Source organism: Burkholderia diffusa, assembly GCF_001718315.1.
Classification (GTDB): Bacteria; Pseudomonadota; Gammaproteobacteria; order Burkholderiales; family Burkholderiaceae; genus Burkholderia; species Burkholderia diffusa_B.
This window is the reverse complement of sequence record NZ_CP013362.1, coordinates 14,196-33,080: the sequence shown is the minus strand read 5'-3', so window position 1 is coordinate 33,080 and position 18,885 is coordinate 14,196. Positions and strand designations below refer to the sequence as shown.

Here is an 18,885-nt window from a genome sequence, read left to right as displayed (position 1 = left end):
GTCCGCGCAATGAGCATGCCTGCGCGCCGACATTACCGACGCCTCATGACAACCGCTCGGCACGCAGGAAAGGTCGACGATTCGGATTCGCCCGAGGAACGGCGTCATGCAGTGGATTCCGGCCCCGATGTCGGCTCGTTGACGCCGCGGCCATCTGATCGACGTTCAACTGCCCTGTCCTTCGCCCGCTTCCCGGTTTTTGAAAAAAATTTCTCGCCGATGTCACATGCGCGGGAGCCTCGCTCGTCATATCACCGGAACCCACACGAAAGGAGAAGGAACCATGACTGCGAAACTCAATCCGTTTGCCGCCGCGCCCGCGCTGATGAAGAGCTGGATGACCGTATCGGTTGCCGCTGCCGGGAGCCTCGAGCCGACGCTGATCGAGCTGGTCAAGATTCGCGCATCGCAGATCAACGCGTGTGCGAACTGCCTTAACATGCACACGGTCGAGGCGCGTGAGCAAGGCGAGACCGAGCAGCGCATCAACCTGTTGGCCGCGTGGCGCGAAGCGCCCTGCTACACCGACCGCGAACGCGCGGCGCTCGGCTGGACCGACACGCTCACGCGACTGTCGGAGGGCCATGGCGCGCACGAAGCCGCGTATGCTGCGCTGAACGATCACTTCAGCCAGGAGGAACAGGTGAAACTCACGGTGATGATCAACGTGATCAACGGCTGGAACCGGCTGGCCATCGGCTTCGGGCTGTGGATCGATCCGGCTGAAGCGAAAGCCGCTGCCGCGAAGATGGTGGCCTGATGACGAACCTCGATCCGGCCACGGGCAGTGCCGAAGACCGGGCCGACGCGGCGGCGAGCTTCGATCCGCTGCGTCGCACGCTGATCCGCGTCGCGTACCGGATGCTCGGTTCCGTCGCGGACGCCGAGGACATCGTGCAGGACGCGTTCATCCGCTGGATGGACGTCGATCGCACCGAGGTGCGCGTGCCCGAGGCGTTCCTGCGCCGCATGGTGATGCGCATGTGCCTCGATCTGCTGAAGTCCGCGCGGCACCAGCGCGAGACCTATATCGGCCCGTGGCTGCCGGAGCCGGTCGTTGAGGAAGATGATCAGGAGGACGTCACGCTGCCGCTGATGCTCGCGCTCGAACGGCTGTCGCCGCTCGAACGTGCGGCATTCCTGCTGCACGACGTGTTCGGCCTCGAGTTCGACGAAGTGGCGACGACGATCCAGCGCGACCCGGCCGCATGCCGGCAGCTGGCCGCGCGAGCGCGTACGCACGTGCGCGAGGCGCGGCCGCGGTTTCATGTCGAGAAGCAGCGCGGAATCGAGCTGGCCGAGGCATTCTTCGCGGCATCACGCAGCGGCGACATGCGCGCGCTCGGCGCGATGCTCGCCGAGGACGTGAGCCTGCATTCCGACGGCGGCGGCAAACGCACGGCCGCGGGCAAACCGGTGTTCGGTTTCGAGCCCGTGATGAAGGTGCACGAGTATCTGGCCGAGCTGTTCGCGACGCATGCATCGAAACTCGTGCGGGCCGGGTTCATCAACGGGTTGCCGGGGTTCGTCACGCTGGAATCCGACGGCGAACTGCAGACCACGGCGCTCGAGATCGAGGACGGGAAGATCATCGCGATCTATGTCGTGCGGAATCCTGACAAGTTGAAGCATCTGCATTGATGCTTGACGAGCGGGGGCTGTGCGCCCGCTTTTCGTGCTCTGCGCACTGCCCTTGCCTGCCGTGCGTTGCCGATTGCCTTGCTGCTTGCCGTGCGTGAATCGCACCAAGCATCGCGCAAGTGCATGCGTGGTTTCGGCCGCAAAAAGAAAAACGCCACGCGATGTTGCCGCGTGGCGTTTGTATGTTGGCGAGCCGGATTGCCTGTAGGCAATGCGCGCTGCCGGACCCCTTCATTTTGTTCGTTGGTAGGCTCGATTGGATTCGAACCAACGACCCCCACCATGTCAAGGTGGTGCTCTAACCAACTGAGCTACGAGCCTAAGAAGCCGCGAATTATAGAGAGGGTTTTTGAGGAGCACAAGCCCCTTCGTGAAAATTTTTTGAATCGGAGACGATGCCCCGGGGATTGTCCGGCGCTCGAGGCAAACCGCAATCGCATCCGGGTTCATCCTCACTTCGACGTCTTACCGGTCCGGAGTACGTTCCGTCATAATGGATTCGTCGCGAATCCTGTGCCGGGGATCGCGAACGACAATCAAGCGCTGGAACCGGCCCGGGCCGGTCACGGGGAACAGGCGCGCGTGATGCACGACCCGCCTGCCGCATTGCGCGGCCCCGTAGCGCCTCATGACGACGGCGGATCGCAACGTACGCGTAACGGTATCGGGGTGGGTATGGTCGCGCTCAATCTGGTGATTCCCTGCTTCAACGAAGAAGCCGTGTTGCCGGAAACCGTACGCCGGCTCACGATCCTGCTTGACCGGCTTATCCGCGACGGCATCATCGACCCCGCGAGCGGCGTGACGTTCGTCGATGACGGTTCGCACGACCGGACCTGGTCCCTCATCGAAGGCTTCCATGCAGCCGATCCTCGTATTCATGGCCTCAAGCTGTCGCGCAACCACGGGCACCAGAATGCATTGCTTGCGGGCCTCATGAAAGTGAACGGCGACGTGCTGATCAGTCTCGACGCCGATCTCCAGGACGACCTCGACGCGATCCCGCGCATGCTCGGCGAGTACCACTCCGGCGCCGAGATCGTATTCGGCGTACGGCAGCGCCGTGACAGCGACGGCTTCTTCAAGCGCGTAAGCGCGCGCGGTTACTACCGGCTGCTGCGCCGCTTCGGCGTCGACATCTTGCCGGATCACGCGGACTTCCGCCTGATGAGCCGCCGGGCGATCGAGGAATTGCGCGGCTTCCGCGAGGTCAACCTGTTCCTGCGCGGCATCGTGCCGCTGCTGGGCTTTCGCACCGCGATCGTCCGGTACGACCGGCAACCGCGCTTCGCCGGCAAGAGCAAATATCCGCTCGCGAGAATGATCTTGCTCGCATCGGACGGCGTCGCATCGTTTTCGACGAAGCCGCTGCAATGGAGTGCATACGTTGGCGCCCTGCTCGCGCTGGCCTCGACCGTGTGCGGCATCTGGGCGCTGTCGATCCGGCTGTTCACGGACCGATCGGTGCCCGGTTGGGCGTCCACCGTGATCCCGATGTACTTTCTAGGCGGCCTGCAGTTGCTGTTCCTCGGCGTGATCGGCGGCTATGTCGCGAAGATCTATGCGGAGACGAAGCAGCGCCCCCGCTTCATCGTCGAGAAGACGCTATGACGGCCAATCGGTCCCGTGCCGCAACGATCCGGCACGAGGCCGCGGCGTCGAAATGTCACTCGGGGGGCTCGCGCAATGGATGACAGCACGGTAAGCGAACGCCTGCCGCGCGCGTGGCCATATCGCGCAGTGGATCGCGCATTGCGCGCATTGTTCGTTGCGACGGTCGCGGCGGCCGGCCTGCTGTTCTGGCTCGCACCGCACCCGCCAATGGTCGATCTTCCGCAGCATGCGGCACAGGTCGCCACGCTGCATGACATGCTGCGCGGCCAGTCGCCGTGGGCGCCACTACTGCGGATCAACCTGTTTACGCCCTACCTGCTCGGCTATGGCGCGGCGGCCGCACTGTCGTTCGTGATGCCGGTCACTGCCGCATTCAAGGTCATGCTGACCCTGTCGTTCTACGGTTTCGTCGCCGCGTACATCGCGCTGCGCCGGCGTCTCGGCACGGACCCGCGCCTCGACTGGCTGTGCGTGCCCGGTTTTTTCGGCTTCGCGTACGAATTCGGCCTCTATTCGTACCTGGTCGCCGCGCCGGTGGCGATGCTCTTCCTTGCACTCGCGCTCGACTATGCCGAGAACCCGACGTCTCGCCGCGGCACTGTACTGACGCTCGTCAATCTTGCGCTGTTTTTCTCGCACGGGCTGATCTTCGTGTTCGCGAACGCCATCGGTGGATTGTTCCTGCTCGTGCGCCGGCCCGGCATGTTTCCACGCGCACTGCTCGCCGCGTGGCCATATGGAGTGCTCGCGCTTGTCACGATGATGTACACGCTGCTGCATCGTGACGTGGATCTGGCGCCGATGTATCCGTTCACCGTGATCTGGACTATCAATCCGGTGATCCGAATATTGGCCGCCGTGTTCTATCCGTGGGGTATTGCCGCCGACAACGGTTCGCTGCTGGCATTCCTGCTGATCGCCGCCGCACCGTTCCTGATGGCGTCGACGGCAAACCGGCACATCGCAGCCTATGTACCGGCGATCGTCATGGCCGCTGTCTGGTTCGGCGTGCCGCTGTTCGCGATCAATACGTTCTTCCTGTTCCCGCGCTTCGCGCTGTTCATGTTTCCGTTCTACGCTTTGATGTTCAGGGGGCCGATGCCGACGGAACCGGATAGACGGGGGGCATCATGGCTCGCGCTGATGACGCAGTTGATCCTTGCAGGAATCTGCGCCGGCTTCGTCGCGCAGCAAGGCGCGCGTGTGCTGCGCTTCGCCGACGAGAGCGCCGATTTCGACCGGGTCGCCAACGCGATCGAACCGGCGCAGCGCGGCCTCGGGATCATCGTCGACCGGGCGAGCGCGGCCGCGGATAATCCGTTTGTCTACGAGAACTTTCCGGTCTGGTATCAGGCGGAGCATCGCGGTTTCGTTGATTTCAATGCCGCGCGGTTCCCGCCGCAGATCGTTCGCTTTCGGCTCGACCGGCTGCCCGGCGTCGGGCCGTCCGACGTCTCGCCGCAGCAGTTGTACCGGCACTTCAACTGGCAGCGGCACCAGGGACGCCTGTACCGGTATTTCTTCGTCCGCGCCGAGACACCGCTGCCGGACGCGTTTTTCGCCAATTCGGACTGTCGCGTCGTGCGCGTGAAGACGGCAGGCGAATGGTCGGTGTATGAGAAGCAGGCTTGTCGGGGCGATTGACTGGCTTGCCGGTGCACGAGGTGCGTTGCGTCGCGCCACGTCATGCACCGATCGCGCCATCGGGAGATTGCGATGTCACCTGGATTCATTGCGGACGACACGCCGCGGCCGTATGACGAGACGTTTTACCGGTATCAGCGCGAAGGATCGGTACGGTCTGCGCGCGGCGTACTGCCAAGCGTCAATGCAATGCTGAGGCCTGCGAGCATCCTCGACGTCGGTTGCGGCGCCGGAGCATGGCTCAGTGTGCATCGTGAGCTCGGCGTGCAGGACGTGACAGGCATCGACGGCGACTATGTGGATCGTTCTGTGTTGCTGTTCGACCATGCTCGCTTCGTGCCGGCCGATATTTCGAAGCACTTCGATCTCGAGCGGTCGTTCGACCTCGTCCAGTGCCTCGAAGTCGGCGAGCATGTCCCGAAGGCATCCAGCGAGATACTCGTCGACAATCTCGTCCGGCATGGCAAACATGTGCTGTTTTCCGCAGCCGTGCCCGGCCAGGGCGGCGAAAACCACATCAACGAACAGGGCTACGGGTTCTGGCGTGACCTGTTCGCGCGGCGCGGCTATCTGCTGTTCGATTTCGTACGGCCGTTGATCGCGGCGGACACCCGCATCGAGCCGTGGTACCGCTACAACCTGCTCTTCTTCGTTGCCGCCGAGGAAGCGGAACGGCTGCCGGACGCCATCAAGCAACATCACATCGACAACCGATCGGGCATACCGGACGTGTCGCCGCGCGGCTACAAGACACGCAAGTTGCTGCTGCGCTGGCTGCCGGTGTGCATGAAGACCGGCATCGCCATCCTGAAGAGCCGCATGGTCGCCAACCGATTGAAGCGCAACGAGGAAGACCGGTGAAACTGTCCGTATACGTTGTCATTCTGGCCGGCGTGTTCCTGGCTGCAACTGGGCAGATCGCGTTCAAGGTCGGGGCCGATGGTCGCCACGCAATCGCCGAATTCATCAACGCCTGGGTTGCGCTCGGGCTGATCTGCTACGGCGGCGGCACGGTGCTCTGGATCTTCGCATTGAGCAAGGCCGGGCTTACCGCCGTGTATCCGTTTACCGCGCTCACGTTCGTGCTTGTCTTTTTGGCTGGAATCGTATTCTTCGGCGAACGCGTGTCGTATGCGCAATGGGGAGGCGTCGCGATGATCCTCGGTGGGCTGTACCTGACTGCCGTGGCTCGATAGCAGACCAGCTTGCGGCGAAACTTATCCACAGCGCTCTATGGATAACTGTCCGACAAGCCTCTGGATTCACAGTGGATCGATTGAGGATAGATCGCCACGGCTGTGAATCGGCGAAAAGTTGTTCTGTGCTGCACAGAGTTTTGCGTGTGTATCGCCTGTGGTTATGCGTTCCGTTTAATGTTGAAAATTCAGGGCGTTGCGGAGGTTATCCACTGTGACGGTGCGAGCTTGTTAACTATCACTACGTATGTATACGAACCCTGTTAACACCTTTGGATAAGCACAGTCCGGCGACTGTGTTTCGAGCGAGATGTGCACTGCGTGATCTGGACAGGCAGAGCGAAGCCGCAGCCTGAAAAGGGCCTGTTCCACCGTATCTGTAGAACCGCCGAGGTTCGGAACGCAAAGGCCGACGGATCGGGTCATCGCAAATAACTGATTCCGCCTTGACTCGGATCGACGTGCTCGATGTCAACGCCTTCGTGCACCCGATGCGGCAACATGTGAGCGACATCGCACTCAAGCAACGTGTTTCGCTATCGGCAGCACAAAGCCCTGTGCTGTCGCTACAAGAGAGAACGGTTCAACGTGAAGTTCGATCTTGACTATGGGGTGTTTGTCGATCGTGTCGGCAAGCTGTTCGGCCAAGACATCGCGGAATCGGCGGACATGCCGATCTGCACGTCCAACGGGAATTCGACGGCGTCAAGATCGAGTTCCACAAGACGAATTGGGAGAATGTCGAGAAGGTTTACGGTTACAGCAAGTATGAAGATGACATCCATTACTCGACGAAGACGCGCCGGCTGGCGAGTGACGAAATCCAGACCAAGGCGTCCAACAGCAAGGTGACCGCAACGACACGATCGGCGGCGAATTACGAAGGTCAGCGATGACGAATACGATCAAGCAGTACGACATGACGGACGACGCGACGCGGCGCAAAATCTTCTGGTTGCTTCAACGCCTGACCAGTTTTTCGCTCTGGAGGCGCAAGCGCGATGCGTTTGCAATCTTCGCGAGCGAATATGAGAACACGGTGAAGACCCAGCCGGAAGATGATCCGGAGCCCATGCCGGCCGACAATCTGCCAACCATATTCGAGATACTTGCTGCCTACGATCGAGGGTTGTCAGAACTGGCCCGAGGGTACCGGTTCGTCTGGCAGCGAGGTGAGTCGCTGCAATACGCGGTTGACCGGTATCGGCATCTGAACGCGTATTTCTTCCCGCACCCCGATTACTGGGATCGCGGTGCGCAAGCTGCTCCCTATCCACCGAAGGTCGAGGCGCTCGCTCAGCTACTGCATGCATCGGAATACCAGATGGAGCATGTGCCCTTCGAGCCGGGGCATACCGAGCTTGCACAACTGCGCTCGGTAGGGCTGCTTCTGTCGCAGAAGGCATACGAGCACGGCTTCTACACGCTCCCGTATCCAGTATTTCCCGAGAGCCTGCCCGAGGTCCCCGAACCGGTCGGCCCAGTGATCAAATCCGGTGACAAAGTGCCCTGCGACGGCATCTGGGAACCCGTTGCCGTCGAGCAACAGAAGGTGCTGGGTGTCGTGCCGGTTGGCAATCGCAGTCTGCGCAACAACGGCTGCTTCAATTATTTCATTCGGGACATCCGCGCGCCGAACCTCAGGGACGACGAGGCGCGAGTGCCGGTCAAGACGCACTGGCGACTGTTGTGGGAAGACGAACGATACGCGGATGGCGTCATTCCCGATGAATCGCAGTACTTCCTGGAGCCGCCGTCAACGCCGCAGGTGGACCAGGAAACCGTCGCGCAGGTCCGCACTGGCGATATCTGCCCGGTTTCTGGTGAATGGCAAACGGATGAATATGGCGGCAAGACGCTGCGCGTCCAAGCCGGGGCCGCGATGCCGGATATGCTGATCAGGGACAATCTGGGCGAGCTCAAGGTGCACTGGGTAACCTGGCGTCTGGTGAAGCGCGCGTAGTGCGGAAGGGCTGGGGGGATGGCCCATCTCGGGCGAGCGGCATGGGCGAATTGAATTTCGGTCCGGTGAAGCTGTTTCGTCAAGCTCAATACCGCGACGCTTCTTGGCTTGCAGACGGCCCGCGAGAATTTCTCCGCTATCGGTCGGGGGCCGCGCAATTGCGTGTCGCGTGTGGACAATGCCCATGCAAAATAATCGGAAACGCTGTGCAACTCACCGAGGAACATCGATTCGAAGCGCTCAGGTGCATATGAACAACCAGCGTCCGAATCGAATTCCTTTGTGCTCGCTCGGTGGGTGGGTGCAGTGTGGACATCGCGCTCAGAGGCACTCGAAATGCTGTGTACCTCGAAGGTGAGTGGTCCGACAGGAGGCGGTATGTCGAGCCGTTACGGGCGATGTGGATATCCCGCGCCCAAGAGAGGCCAAGCCCTGTGACATCGGAACCGAAGAGAGTCTGCCCATTCGAGAATACATCGCAACGAAGTTCATGATGTGGATAACCACCACAAAAGCGAATCCAGACGCTGTGGACCCGAACGGAGGGCGTGAGCGCTTCAGACTGACCGAGCCGCGTCGGCCGAACCGCGGGCAGCGCGGGCCACGCATGGCCCACTCAAATCTGCTGATCGAGCGCCTGCACGACGGCCCGTTCCGCGACCTTGTCCACCGGCCCGACCACCGCGTAATTGAGCCCGTTCACCGACCCATACCGCGCGAGCAGCGCACCATCCACACGTTGCCCGGCCGGCAGCAGTCGATGTTTCGATTCCGCCGGCCGGAGGTAGAAGCTCAGCGTTCGCCCGGCATCGTCCTCATAGAGCACCATCGCGGCAGTAGCGCCACTGTCGGTCGTAAACAGCCGCCCGCCAACCGGCCTGAACCCTGCCGCACCCAAATCCGGCAGCCTCGCCGATGCTCCCACGCGTCGGGTGAGCCACCCTTGCAAATCGCGCGCACCCGTCGGCCGGTAATCGACCTTCGCGGTTTGATCGACCACCATCATCCGATAAGCCTCGACCGCATCGCTCATCGGCGCGATGGGCGGCGGCGCGTTCCACCCGCGCGCCTGCCAGCCGCCGAGCGTCCCGAGCCCGATACAGAACACGAACGAAGCGGCCATCGCGAACCGCATCCGCGAGCGTTCTGCACGCTTCGCCCGAATCACCGCCGGATCGAGTGCAGGATTCTCACCAGGCATCCGCACGCTCTCCAGCGCGGCCCGTAATCGCTGCGCATCCAGTTGCCATTGCTTCACCTGTTCCGCGCTCTCCGGATGCAGCGCGAGATATCGCTCGACCGCGGCGCGCGCATCGTCGTCGAGCTGGCCGTCGACATAGGCCTGGAGATCGTGTTCGTCGGGACGGAGCGTATTCATTTCATCAAGCGGAGAGAAGGAGCGGGAAGCTCGCCGTCGCTGAGCTGGCGAAGTGCCTGGCGCGCGCGGGAGAGTCGCGACATCACGGTGCCGATCGGCACGTCGAGCAGGTCGGCGACTTCCTGATACGTGAAGCCCTCGACCGCGACGAGCAGCAGCAGGCTGCGCTGTTCGTCGGAAAGCCGGCCGAACGCTTCGAGCGTCGCGCGTGCGGCCACCTCGCGTTCGGCTGACGGCCAGTGCGCTTCGTCGTCGTCGCGAATGCGGCCGAGCAGCCATGCGTAGCGCTTCGCGCTGCGTTTGCCGTCGAGAAACTGCCGGTAAAGGATCGTGAATAGCCAGCTGCGCAGCGATGCGTCGTCGCGTCGGCTTGCCCAGCGCGACAGCGCGCGCTCGAGCGTCGACTGCACGAGATCGTCGGCCGCATGGACATCGCGCGCCAGCCAGAGCGCGAAGCGGCGCAGCCGGGGGATGAGTTCGCGCAATGCGTCGTCGTCGGGGGCGTTGGAGGGCATGGCCGGGGCGCGAGCCGATAAGCGTGGAGATGCTGCGTAGGACGCCGGTCGGCGCCGCTTATTCCGTCAGCATACGAAAAATTTCTTCATGGAATAAAGCGGCGCGGGTGGCGTCCTACACGCGTTCGACAATGATCTGACGATCGGGAGTGCATCCATGAAGCAATCTTCCTCTTCTTCGCCGCCGCGCGAGCCCGGGCGTGGATGGTGGCGCTGGGCTGTGATCGGCGGTGCTGTGGCCGGCGTGGCCGTGGCGTTCGGGTATGTGGGCGGCTGGCTGGCGCCGGCGCGTCTGACCCCACACCGGCTCGTCGACGCGCTGCAGACGGCCGGCGGCGAGCATCCGGGCTTCCGGCGCAATCACGCGAAGGGCGTGTGCGTGACCGGTTACTTCGAGAGCAACGGCGCGGCGAGCGCGTATTCGATCGCGCCGTTCTTCAAGGCGGTGCGCACGCCGGTGGTCGGGCGCTTCGCGCTGCCGGGCGGGAATCCGTATGCGCCCGACAGCAGCGTGCCGATCCGCAGCCTCGCGCTGAAGCTCACCGCGCCGGACGGCCAGCAATGGCGGACCGGGATGAACGCGATGCCCGTGTTTCCGGTGGCGACGCCGAAGGCGTTCTACGCGCAGTTGCTGGCGACCCGGCCGGATCCGGCAACGGGCAAGCCCGATCCGGAGAAGGTGAAGGCGTTTTTCGGCGCGCATCCTGAGACGGCTGCATTCCGCGCATGGGTGAAGGGTGCGAAGCCGAGCGCGAGCTACGTCACCGAAAGCTATTACGGATTGAACGCGTTCTACTTCGTCGACGCGGCCGGCAAGCGTCAGGCGGTGCGGTGGCGCGTCGTGCCGGAGCAGACGACGGGCGCTGGCGACGTCGCGACGGCTGCGGATCCGAACGTGCTGCAGCAGGATCTGACGCGGCGCATCGCGGACGGTGCGCAGAAATGGAAACTGCTGATCACGCTGGCGGAGCCCGGCGACCCGGTGGACGACGCGACGAGGACCTGGCCCGCGCAGCGGACAACGATCGACGCCGGCACGCTCGTGCTCGACCGTGTGGAGCCGCAGGACAGCGGGCCGTGCCGGGACGTGAATTACGACCCGACGGTGTTGCCGCAAGGGATTCAGGTGTCGGGTGATCCGTTGCTGGCGGCGCGGTCCGCGGCTTACGCGGATTCGTATTTGCGCCGGACGAGTGAAGAGGCCGGTGTGGCCGGCGCGGCGCGATTGAGTGCGGAGGGACGATGATGAAGGCGACTACGACGTTTAGCTTGCCGGCGAGGCTGCTGCATTGGGTGATGGCCGCGATGATCGTCGCGATGCTGTTCATCGGAGTGGGGATGGTGGCGTCGGTTTCCGGGCGGCACGAATTCCTGGTCGCGTTGCACAAGCCGCTGGGGATTGCCGTGCTGGTGCTCGTTTGCGTGCGGATCGTGGTGCGGTTCGTGTCGAAGCCGCCCGCATTGCCCGAAGATCTGCCGTGGTGGCAGAAGGTTGCTGCGCATGGGTCGCATCTCGTGCTGTACGCGCTGATGCTTGCGATGCCGCTGATCGGATGGGCGATGCTGTCGGCGGGCGGGTATCCGGTGACGCTGGGTGGCGGTGTGCAGTTGCCGGCGCTGGTCTCGGCCGATCCGGTGGCGTTTGCGTGGCTCAGGGTCGCGCATCGCGTGCTGGCTTATCTGTTCTTCGTGACATTCCTCGCACACTTCGCGGCGGCGCTGTATCACGGGCTGATTCGGCGCGATGGGGTGGTGAGGGCGATGGTGGGGCGGTGAGCGACGGGGGTTGCATTCGAGACGGCGGGGCTCTTCACGGGCGACCGAGGCCAGTCCCGCCGTGTTTTTATGTATGACCACGAGGAGGGCTCAGCAGCCTTCCGATGCAGCGTGTCAAAATATTTTCACAAAAGGGCTTGCGCAGACCGGAGCAGATGCTTAGAATCTCGCCTCTTTCGCGCTAACGGCAACACGGCGCGGGGGAAGAAGGGAAGCGGTGCGGTAGAGGTCGGTCGTAGCGGCCCTTGGCGCACATGAAATTAAACCGCAGCCCGTCGCAACGAAGTAGTTAAAAAGTTGTTGACGAGTTTTAAAAGGTGGTTAATAATTCCGCTTCTCTGCTGCTGAAAACGCAGCGCTGCTGAGAAACTTCAGGTTTCTCGCAGAAATGCTCTTTAAAAATTAACAGCCGATAAGTGTGGGCGCTTGATGGCCGCGAGCTGATCTTCGGATCAGATAGCGAAAGTATCAAGAGTCTCACACTAAAGTAAGTCAGGTTTATGAAGTGATTCATATACCTGTCAGCTTTGAGTGAGCGACCGGTTCTTAACCGAACCGAAAACAGTAACAGGTTTAAACTGAAGAGTTTGATCCTGGCTCAGATTGAACGCTGGCGGCATGCCTTACACATGCAAGTCGAACGGCAGCACGGGTGCTTGCACCTGGTGGCGAGTGGCGAACGGGTGAGTAATACATCGGAACATGTCCTGTAGTGGGGGATAGCCCGGCGAAAGCCGGATTAATACCGCATACGATCCACGGATGAAAGCGGGGGACCTTCGGGCCTCGCGCTATAGGGTTGGCCGATGGCTGATTAGCTAGTTGGTGGGGTAAAGGCCTACCAAGGCGACGATCAGTAGCTGGTCTGAGAGGACGACCAGCCACACTGGGACTGAGACACGGCCCAGACTCCTACGGGAGGCAGCAGTGGGGAATTTTGGACAATGGGCGAAAGCCTGATCCAGCAATGCCGCGTGTGTGAAGAAGGCCTTCGGGTTGTAAAGCACTTTTGTCCGGAAAGAAATCCTTGGTCCTAATATGGCCGGGGGATGACGGTACCGGAAGAATAAGCACCGGCTAACTACGTGCCAGCAGCCGCGGTAATACGTAGGGTGCAAGCGTTAATCGGAATTACTGGGCGTAAAGCGTGCGCAGGCGGTTTGCTAAGACCGATGTGAAATCCCCGGGCTCAACCTGGGAACTGCATTGGTGACTGGCAGGCTAGAGTATGGCAGAGGGGGGTAGAATTCCACGTGTAGCAGTGAAATGCGTAGAGATGTGGAGGAATACCGATGGCGAAGGCAGCCCCCTGGGCCAATACTGACGCTCATGCACGAAAGCGTGGGGAGCAAACAGGATTAGATACCCTGGTAGTCCACGCCCTAAACGATGTCAACTAGTTGTTGGGGATTCATTTCCTTAGTAACGTAGCTAACGCGTGAAGTTGACCGCCTGGGGAGTACGGTCGCAAGATTAAAACTCAAAGGAATTGACGGGGACCCGCACAAGCGGTGGATGATGTGGATTAATTCGATGCAACGCGAAAAACCTTACCTACCCTTGACATGGTCGGAATCCTGCTGAGAGGCGGGAGTGCTCGAAAGAGAACCGGCGCACAGGTGCTGCATGGCTGTCGTCAGCTCGTGTCGTGAGATGTTGGGTTAAGTCCCGCAACGAGCGCAACCCTTGTCCTTAGTTGCTACGCAAGAGCACTCTAAGGAGACTGCCGGTGACAAACCGGAGGAAGGTGGGGATGACGTCAAGTCCTCATGGCCCTTATGGGTAGGGCTTCACACGTCATACAATGGTCGGAACAGAGGGTTGCCAACCCGCGAGGGGGAGCTAATCCCAGAAAACCGATCGTAGTCCGGATTGCACTCTGCAACTCGAGTGCATGAAGCTGGAATCGCTAGTAATCGCGGATCAGCATGCCGCGGTGAATACGTTCCCGGGTCTTGTACACACCGCCCGTCACACCATGGGAGTGGGTTTTACCAGAAGTGGCTAGTCTAACCGCAAGGAGGACGGTCACCACGGTAGGATTCATGACTGGGGTGAAGTCGTAACAAGGTAGCCGTATCGGAAGGTGCGGCTGGATCACCTCCTTTCCAGAGCTTCTCGCAAAATTGAGCGCTCACGCTTATCGGCTGTTGATAAAGACAGAAAGGCTGTCTGTTAGCGGTTTAATCGGTTATAATGCCGGCCGCTTTCGATAATCCTCAATGACAAACATTCGAATGAAGTTTGGTTCGAGTTTTTCTCATTGGCGATTGAGCCAGTCAGAGCGATATGAGTAACACCATATCGGCTGTCGTTCTTTAACAATCTGGAAGAAGTAAGTAATTTGGATAGCGGAAGCGTCTTTGAGATGGACGTGGAAACTATCCGGGTTGTGATTGTATCGATGTATCTCAAGATGATTCGAACTTCATGTTCGGCTCAATTGGAATACGGCACAACGCGAGAACTCAACCTGTAACGACTGTCGATGAGACAGACTCGTTATAGGGTCAAGCGAACAAGTGCATGTGGTGGATGCCTTGGCGATCACAGGCGATGAAGGACGCGGTAGCCTGCGAAAAGCTACGGGGAGCTGGCAAACAAGCTTTGATCCGTAGATGTCCGAATGGGGAAACCCACTCCTTTTGGAGTATCCATGGCTGAATACATAGGCCATGTGAAGCGAACGCGGTGAACTGAAACATCTAAGTAACCGCAGGAAAAGAAATCAACCGAGATTCCCAAAGTAGTGGCGAGCGAAATGGGATGAGCCTTGCACTCTTTATTTGTATTGTTAGCCGAACGCTCTGGAAAGTGCGGCCATAGCAGGTGATAGCCCTGTAGGCGAAAACAGTATGAAAGAACTAGGTGTGCGACAAGTAGGGCGGGACACGTGAAATCCTGTCTGAAGATGGGGGGACCATCCTCCAAGGCTAAATACTCGTGATCGACCGATAGTGAACCAGTACCGTGAGGGAAAGGCGAAAAGAACCCCGGGAGGGGAGTGAAATAGATCCTGAAACCGCATGCATACAAACAGTCGGAGCCTCGTAAGGGGTGACGGCGTACCTTTTGTATAATGGGTCAGCGACTTACGTTCAGTAGCAAGCTTAACCGTATAGGGCAGGCGTAGCGAAAGCGAGTCCGAATAGGGCGTTCAGTTGCTGGGCGTAGACCCGAAACCAGGTGATCTATCCATGGCCAGGATGAAGGTGCGGTAACACGTACTGGAGGTCCGAACCCACTAACGTTGAAAAGTTAGGGGATGAGCTGTGGATAGGGGTGAAAGGCTAAACAAACCTGGAAATAGCTGGTTCTCTCCGAAAACTATTTAGGTAGTGCCTCGTGTCTCACCTTCGGGGGTAGAGCACTGTCATGGTTGGGGGGTCTATTGCAGATTACCCCGCCATAGCAAACTCCGAATACCGAAGAGTGCAATCACGGGAGACAGACATCGGGTGCTAACGTCCGGTGTCAAGAGGGAAACAACCCAGACCGCCAGCTAAGGTCCCCAAATATAGCTAAGTGGGAAACGAAGTGGGAAGGCTAAAACAGTCAGGAGGTTGGCTTAGAAGCAGCCACCCTTTAAAGAAAGCGTAATAGCTCACTGATCGAGTCGTCCTGCGCGGAAGATGTAACGGGGCTAAGCTATATACCGAAGCTGCGGATGCGTGCTTAGCACGCATGGTAGGAGAGCGTTCCGTAAGCCTGCGAAGGTGCCTTGTAAAGGGTGCTGGAGGTATCGGAAGTGCGAATGCTGACATGAGTAGCGATAAAGGGGGTGAAAGGCCCCCTCGCCGTAAGCCCAAGGTTTCCTACGCAACGTTCATCGGCGTAGGGTGAGTCGGCCCCTAAGGCGAGGCAGAAATGCGTAGCTGATGGGAAGCAGGTCAATATTCCTGCACCATTGTTAGATGCGATGGGGGGACGGATCGCGGAAGGTTGTCCGGGTGTTGGAAGTCCCGGTCGCTGCATTGGAGAAGGCGCTTAGGCAAATCCGGGCGCGTAATTCAAGGGTGTGGCGCGAGCTCCCTCGGGAGCGAAGCAATTGGAAGTGGTTCCAAGAAAAGCCTCTAAGCTTCAGTCTAACGATGACCGTACCGCAAACCGACACAGGTGGGCGAGATGAGTATTCTAAGGCGCTTGAGAGAACTCGGGAGAAGGAACTCGGCAAATTGGTACCGTAACTTCGGGATAAGGTACGCCCTTGTAGCTTGACTGGCCTGCGCCAGGAGGGTGAAGGGGTTGCAATAAACTGGTGGCTGCGACTGTTTAATAAAAACACAGCACTCTGCAAACACGAAAGTGGACGTATAGGGTGTGACGCCTGCCCGGTGCCGGAAGATTAAATGATGGGGTGCAAGCTCTTGATTGAAGTCCCGGTAAACGGCGGCCGTAACTATAACGGTCCTAAGGTAGCGAAATTCCTTGTCGGGTAAGTTCCGACCTGCACGAATGGCGTAACGATGGCCACACTGTCTCCTCCCGAGACTCAGCGAAGTTGAAGTGTTTGTGATGATGCAATCTACCCGCGGCTAGACGGAAAGACCCCATGAACCTTTACTGTAGCTTTGCATTGGACTTTGAACCGATCTGTGTAGGATAGGTGGGAGGCTATGAAACCGGAACGCTAGTTTCGGTGGAGCCGTCCTTGAAATACCACCCTGGTTTGTTTGAGGTTCTAACCTTGGCCCGTGATCCGGGTCGGGGACAGTGCATGGTAGGCAGTTTGACTGGGGCGGTCTCCTCCCAAAGCGTAACGGAGGAGTACGAAGGTACGCTAGGTACGGTCGGAAATCGTGCTGATAGTGCAATGGCATAAGCGTGCTTAACTGCGAGACCGACAAGTCGAGCAGGTGCGAAAGCAGGTCATAGTGATCCGGTGGTTCTGTATGGAAGGGCCATCGCTCAACGGATAAAAGGTACTCTGGGGATAACAGGCTGATACCGCCCAAGAGTTCATATCGACGGCGGTGTTTGGCACCTCGATGTCGGCTCATCTCATCCTGGGGCTGTAGCCGGTCCCAAGGGTATGGCTGTTCGCCATTTAAAGAGGTACGTGAGCTGGGTTTAAAACGTCGTGAGACAGTTTGGTCCCTATCTGCCGTGGGCGTTGGATATTTGAAGGGGGCTGCTCCTAGTACGAGAGGACCGGAGTGGACGAACCTCTGGTGTACCGGTTGTCACGCCAGTGGCATCGCCGGGTAGCTATGTTCGGAAGAGATAACCGCTGAAAGCATCTAAGCGGGAAACTCGCCTTAAGATGAGATATCCCTGGGGACTAGATCCCCTTGAAGGGTCGTTCGAGACCAGGACGTTGATAGGTCGGGTGTGTAAGCGCAGTAATGCGTTCAGCTAACCGATACTAATTGCCCGTAAGGCTTGATCCTATAACAAGTCTGCCTTGTAGATCGGCGCCGTGCGACAGCACCGGCCGCCAGATCCAGAGCGACAAGTTGGATTCTCGTGTGTGATACACACAACTCAAAATTACTGCTTCTTCCAAGATTGGTTCTGTTGGCCACGCCAGCAGGACAACCCTCTTTGCCTGATGACCATAGCGAGTCGGTCCCACCCCTTCCCATCCCGAACAGGACCGTGAAACGACTCTACGCCGATGATAGTGCGGATTCCCGTGTGAAAGTAGGTAATCGTCAGGCTCCCTAAGCCAAGAACCCCCGCCCGATCAGGCGGGGGTTTTTGCATTTCAGCGACCGAAATGTGTGGTGCGCCTGGTATGGGTTGCAGCTCGTGCCGACAGGCTAAACGGCAGCGGACCTGAGTGTCCGGCCCGCTGCGCTTGCATCGCAATCGTCGCTTGTCACAGTTACTAACGGTATCGAGTCTCGGGTATTGAGCTACCTGATCGGGGGTGACTTGCGATGCCCACCATGGGCAATGTGCTGATCACATCGGCGTGATGATGAGCCGCTTGTCCTCGACGGTAATCCGAACGCGTTCTCCAGCCTCGAATCCCGCGTCCTCAAGCCATACTCCAGTGACCTGCCCCCGGTTTTAGTCCGAACTGCAGTTAGAGTCCGAAGTTAAAAACTGCTGCTTCGCGTCGTGCGCCCGGGCGAACTGCGCAGGCGTCAGATAGCCGAGCGAACTATGAGGCCGCTCGGTGTTGTACTCGATACGCCATTCCTCAATCAGCCGCTTGGCGTGGCGCATTGAGACGAACCAGTGCTCGTTCAGGCATTCGTCGCGGAAGCGACCGTTGAAGCTCTCGATATAGGCATTCTCCACCGGCTTGCCAGGCCTGATGAACGACAGCGTGACACCGGCTTCGTAGGCCCATGCATCCAGCACCTTACCAGCGAACTCCGGCCCGTTGTCGACCGTGATGGATGCGGGTAAGCCTCGCATCTCCTTGAGCCGCTCGAGCACTTGCTGAACGCGTAGGCCCGGCAATGAAGTATCGACCTCGATGGCCAAGCACTCGCGCGTGTAGTCGTCGACCACGTTCAGGCATCGAAACCGCCGACCATAGGCCAGCCCGTCAGAAACGAAGTCCATCGACCAGCTCTGATTCGGGCCTGTTGGTAACGGTAGCGGCGTGCGCTCGACAGCCGCAATACGCTTGCGTCGCCGCTTGCGCACACTCAGTCCCGCCTTGGTGTACAGGCGCCAGATACGCTTGTGATTGACGAAGTAGCCATCCCGCTGCAACAGCACGTGAATCCGGCGATAGCCGTAGCGGCGCTTCTGCGCGGCGATGGCCATCATCCGGCCAGTCAGCACTTCGTCGTCAACTCGGCGGCGTGATTCGTAATAGAACAGAGAGCGCGAAATCCCTACCAGCCCGCAGGCCCGGGTAACACCCATGGCACGTTCGGTCATCAATATCCGGACCGCTTCGCGCTTGGCCTGCGGGCTTGCTACTTTCGAGCCAGCAAGTCCTTCAGCGCGGCGTTGTCGAGCATCGATTCGGCCAACAGACGCTTGAGCTTACTATTCTCCTGCTCCAGTTCCTTCAGGCGCTGCGCTTCGGAGACCGTCATCCCGCCGAACTTCGCTTTCCAGTTGTAGTAGGTCGCTTCCGAGATGCCGTACTTGCGACACAGCTCCGCCGGCTTCAGGCCAGCCTCGGCTTCCTTCAAGATACCGATGATCTGTTCTTCGGTGAATCGCTTTTTCATTGCCGTTCCTCTCTGG

12 protein-coding genes, 1 tRNA gene, 3 rRNA genes and 1 pseudogene are annotated in these 18,885 nt (G+C 59.7%); 12 read left to right on the top strand and 5 right to left on the bottom strand.

From position 1 onward, the window contains the following. The first annotated feature begins 283 nt into the window (after positions 1 to 283). Both WI26_RS00130 and WI26_RS00125 read left to right on the top strand, forming a co-directional pair. Positions 284 to 760, top strand: a complete 477-nt coding sequence (locus WI26_RS00130; RefSeq protein ID WP_069224936.1) for a carboxymuconolactone decarboxylase family protein — start codon at positions 284 to 286, stop codon at positions 758 to 760. Then, complete coding sequence (locus WI26_RS00125; RefSeq protein WP_060188449.1) at positions 760 to 1,641, top strand: sigma-70 family RNA polymerase sigma factor; 882 nt, start codon at positions 760 to 762, stop codon at positions 1,639 to 1,641. The genes WI26_RS00130 and WI26_RS00125 overlap by 1 nt, the downstream gene beginning before the upstream one ends. Before the next feature lie 244 nt (positions 1,642 to 1,885). Here WI26_RS00125 and WI26_RS00120 read toward each other — a convergent pair. Continuing rightward, positions 1,886 to 1,962, bottom strand: a tRNA-Val gene (locus WI26_RS00120). A 354-nt stretch (positions 1,963 to 2,316) separates the two neighbouring features. Between WI26_RS00120 and WI26_RS00115 the strand changes: the two genes are divergently transcribed. The 5 genes from WI26_RS00115 (at position 2,317) to WI26_RS00090 (ending at position 8,058) form a co-directional block, all read left to right on the top strand. Further along, positions 2,317 to 3,252 carry a glycosyltransferase family 2 protein gene (locus WI26_RS00115; RefSeq protein WP_059594344.1) on the top strand — a complete coding sequence of 312 codons (936 nt, stop codon included), beginning with the start codon at positions 2,317 to 2,319 and terminating at the stop codon, positions 3,250 to 3,252. Positions 3,253 to 3,327: 75 nt separating this feature from the next. Then, entirely contained in the window at positions 3,328 to 4,899 is a 1,572-nt protein-coding gene (locus tag WI26_RS00110; protein WP_069224935.1) for a hypothetical protein, read from the top strand. Positions 4,900 to 4,971: 72 nt separating this feature from the next. After that, complete coding sequence (locus tag WI26_RS00105) at positions 4,972 to 5,760, top strand: class I SAM-dependent methyltransferase (RefSeq protein WP_069224934.1); 789 nt, start codon at positions 4,972 to 4,974, stop codon at positions 5,758 to 5,760. After that, positions 5,757 to 6,095, top strand: coding sequence for an EamA family transporter (locus WI26_RS00100; RefSeq protein ID WP_059508298.1), 339 nt, complete (start codon positions 5,757 to 5,759; stop codon positions 6,093 to 6,095). The genes WI26_RS00105 and WI26_RS00100 overlap by 4 nt, the downstream gene beginning before the upstream one ends. Positions 6,096 to 6,987: 892 nt before the next feature. Beyond that, positions 6,988 to 8,058, top strand: coding sequence for an Imm72 family immunity protein (locus WI26_RS00090; protein WP_059539352.1), 1,071 nt, complete (start codon positions 6,988 to 6,990; stop codon positions 8,056 to 8,058). 616 nt (positions 8,059 to 8,674) lie between these two features. Here the strand turns inward: WI26_RS00090 and WI26_RS00085 are convergent. After that, positions 8,675 to 9,436 carry an anti-sigma factor family protein gene (locus WI26_RS00085; protein ID WP_069224933.1) on the bottom strand — a complete coding sequence of 254 codons (762 nt, stop codon included), beginning with the start codon at positions 9,434 to 9,436 and terminating at the stop codon, positions 8,675 to 8,677. Continuing rightward, positions 9,433 to 9,951 (bottom strand): sigma-70 family RNA polymerase sigma factor, encoded by a 519-nt coding sequence (locus WI26_RS00080; RefSeq protein ID WP_059465927.1) that lies wholly within the window; start codon positions 9,949 to 9,951, stop codon positions 9,433 to 9,435. Before WI26_RS00080 ends, WI26_RS00085 begins: the two co-directional genes overlap by 4 nt. A gap of 157 nt (positions 9,952 to 10,108) precedes the next feature. On the opposite strand from WI26_RS00080, the gene WI26_RS00075 reads away from it, so the two are divergent. From WI26_RS00075 to rrf, 5 genes are all read left to right on the top strand, one after another. Beyond that, positions 10,109 to 11,197 (top strand): catalase family peroxidase, encoded by a 1,089-nt coding sequence (locus WI26_RS00075; RefSeq protein ID WP_069224932.1) that lies wholly within the window; start codon positions 10,109 to 10,111, stop codon positions 11,195 to 11,197. Beyond that, positions 11,194 to 11,727: a cytochrome b gene (locus WI26_RS00070; protein ID WP_069224931.1), complete on the top strand. Its 534-nt coding sequence runs from the start codon at positions 11,194 to 11,196 to the stop codon at positions 11,725 to 11,727. The genes WI26_RS00075 and WI26_RS00070 overlap by 4 nt, the downstream gene beginning before the upstream one ends. Positions 11,728 to 12,302: 575 nt before the next feature. Then, positions 12,303 to 13,835 (top strand): 16S ribosomal RNA (locus WI26_RS00065). A gap of 400 nt (positions 13,836 to 14,235) precedes the next feature. Then, positions 14,236 to 17,117 (top strand): 23S ribosomal RNA (locus WI26_RS00060). Positions 17,118 to 17,274: 157 nt separating this feature from the next. Continuing rightward, positions 17,275 to 17,387, top strand: a 5S ribosomal RNA gene (gene rrf / locus WI26_RS00055). Together the 16S, 23S and 5S rRNA genes form the textbook arrangement of a ribosomal RNA operon. 247 nt (positions 17,388 to 17,634) lie before the next feature. Here rrf and WI26_RS32880 read toward each other — a convergent pair. Beyond that, positions 17,635 to 17,688, bottom strand: a pseudogene (locus WI26_RS32880) (hypothetical protein); the annotation flags it as partial. A gap of 54 nt (positions 17,689 to 17,742) precedes the next feature. After that, a protein-coding gene (locus WI26_RS30640; protein ID WP_155768721.1) for an IS3 family transposase occupies positions 17,743 to 18,869 on the bottom strand; the annotation gives its coding sequence in 2 pieces (ribosomal slippage) (positions 17,743 to 18,629 and positions 18,629 to 18,869; 1,128 coding nt in all). Positions 18,870 to 18,885: the final 16 nt, after the last annotated feature.

Bases quoted from the DNA above. Each gene is read 5' to 3' on its own strand.
- WI26_RS00130 (WP_069224936.1), top strand. From the start codon at position 284: ATGACTGCGAAACTCAATCCGTTTGCCGCCGCGCCCGCGCTGATGAAG.
- WI26_RS00125 (WP_060188449.1), top strand. From the start codon at position 760: ATGACGAACCTCGATCCGGCCACGGGCAGTGCCGAAGACCGGGCCGAC.
- WI26_RS00115 (WP_059594344.1), top strand. From the start codon at position 2,317: ATGGTCGCGCTCAATCTGGTGATTCCCTGCTTCAACGAAGAAGCCGTG.
- WI26_RS00110 (WP_069224935.1), top strand. From the start codon at position 3,328: ATGGATGACAGCACGGTAAGCGAACGCCTGCCGCGCGCGTGGCCATAT.
- WI26_RS00105 (WP_069224934.1), top strand. From the start codon at position 4,972: ATGTCACCTGGATTCATTGCGGACGACACGCCGCGGCCGTATGACGAG.
- WI26_RS00090 (WP_059539352.1), top strand. From the start codon at position 6,988: ATGACGAATACGATCAAGCAGTACGACATGACGGACGACGCGACGCGG.
- WI26_RS00085 (WP_069224933.1), bottom strand. From the start codon at position 9,436: ATGAATACGCTCCGTCCCGACGAACACGATCTCCAGGCCTATGTCGAC.
- WI26_RS00080 (WP_059465927.1), bottom strand. From the start codon at position 9,951: ATGCCCTCCAACGCCCCCGACGACGACGCATTGCGCGAACTCATCCCC.
- WI26_RS00075 (WP_069224932.1), top strand. From the start codon at position 10,109: ATGAAGCAATCTTCCTCTTCTTCGCCGCCGCGCGAGCCCGGGCGTGGA.
- WI26_RS00070 (WP_069224931.1), top strand. From the start codon at position 11,194: ATGATGAAGGCGACTACGACGTTTAGCTTGCCGGCGAGGCTGCTGCAT.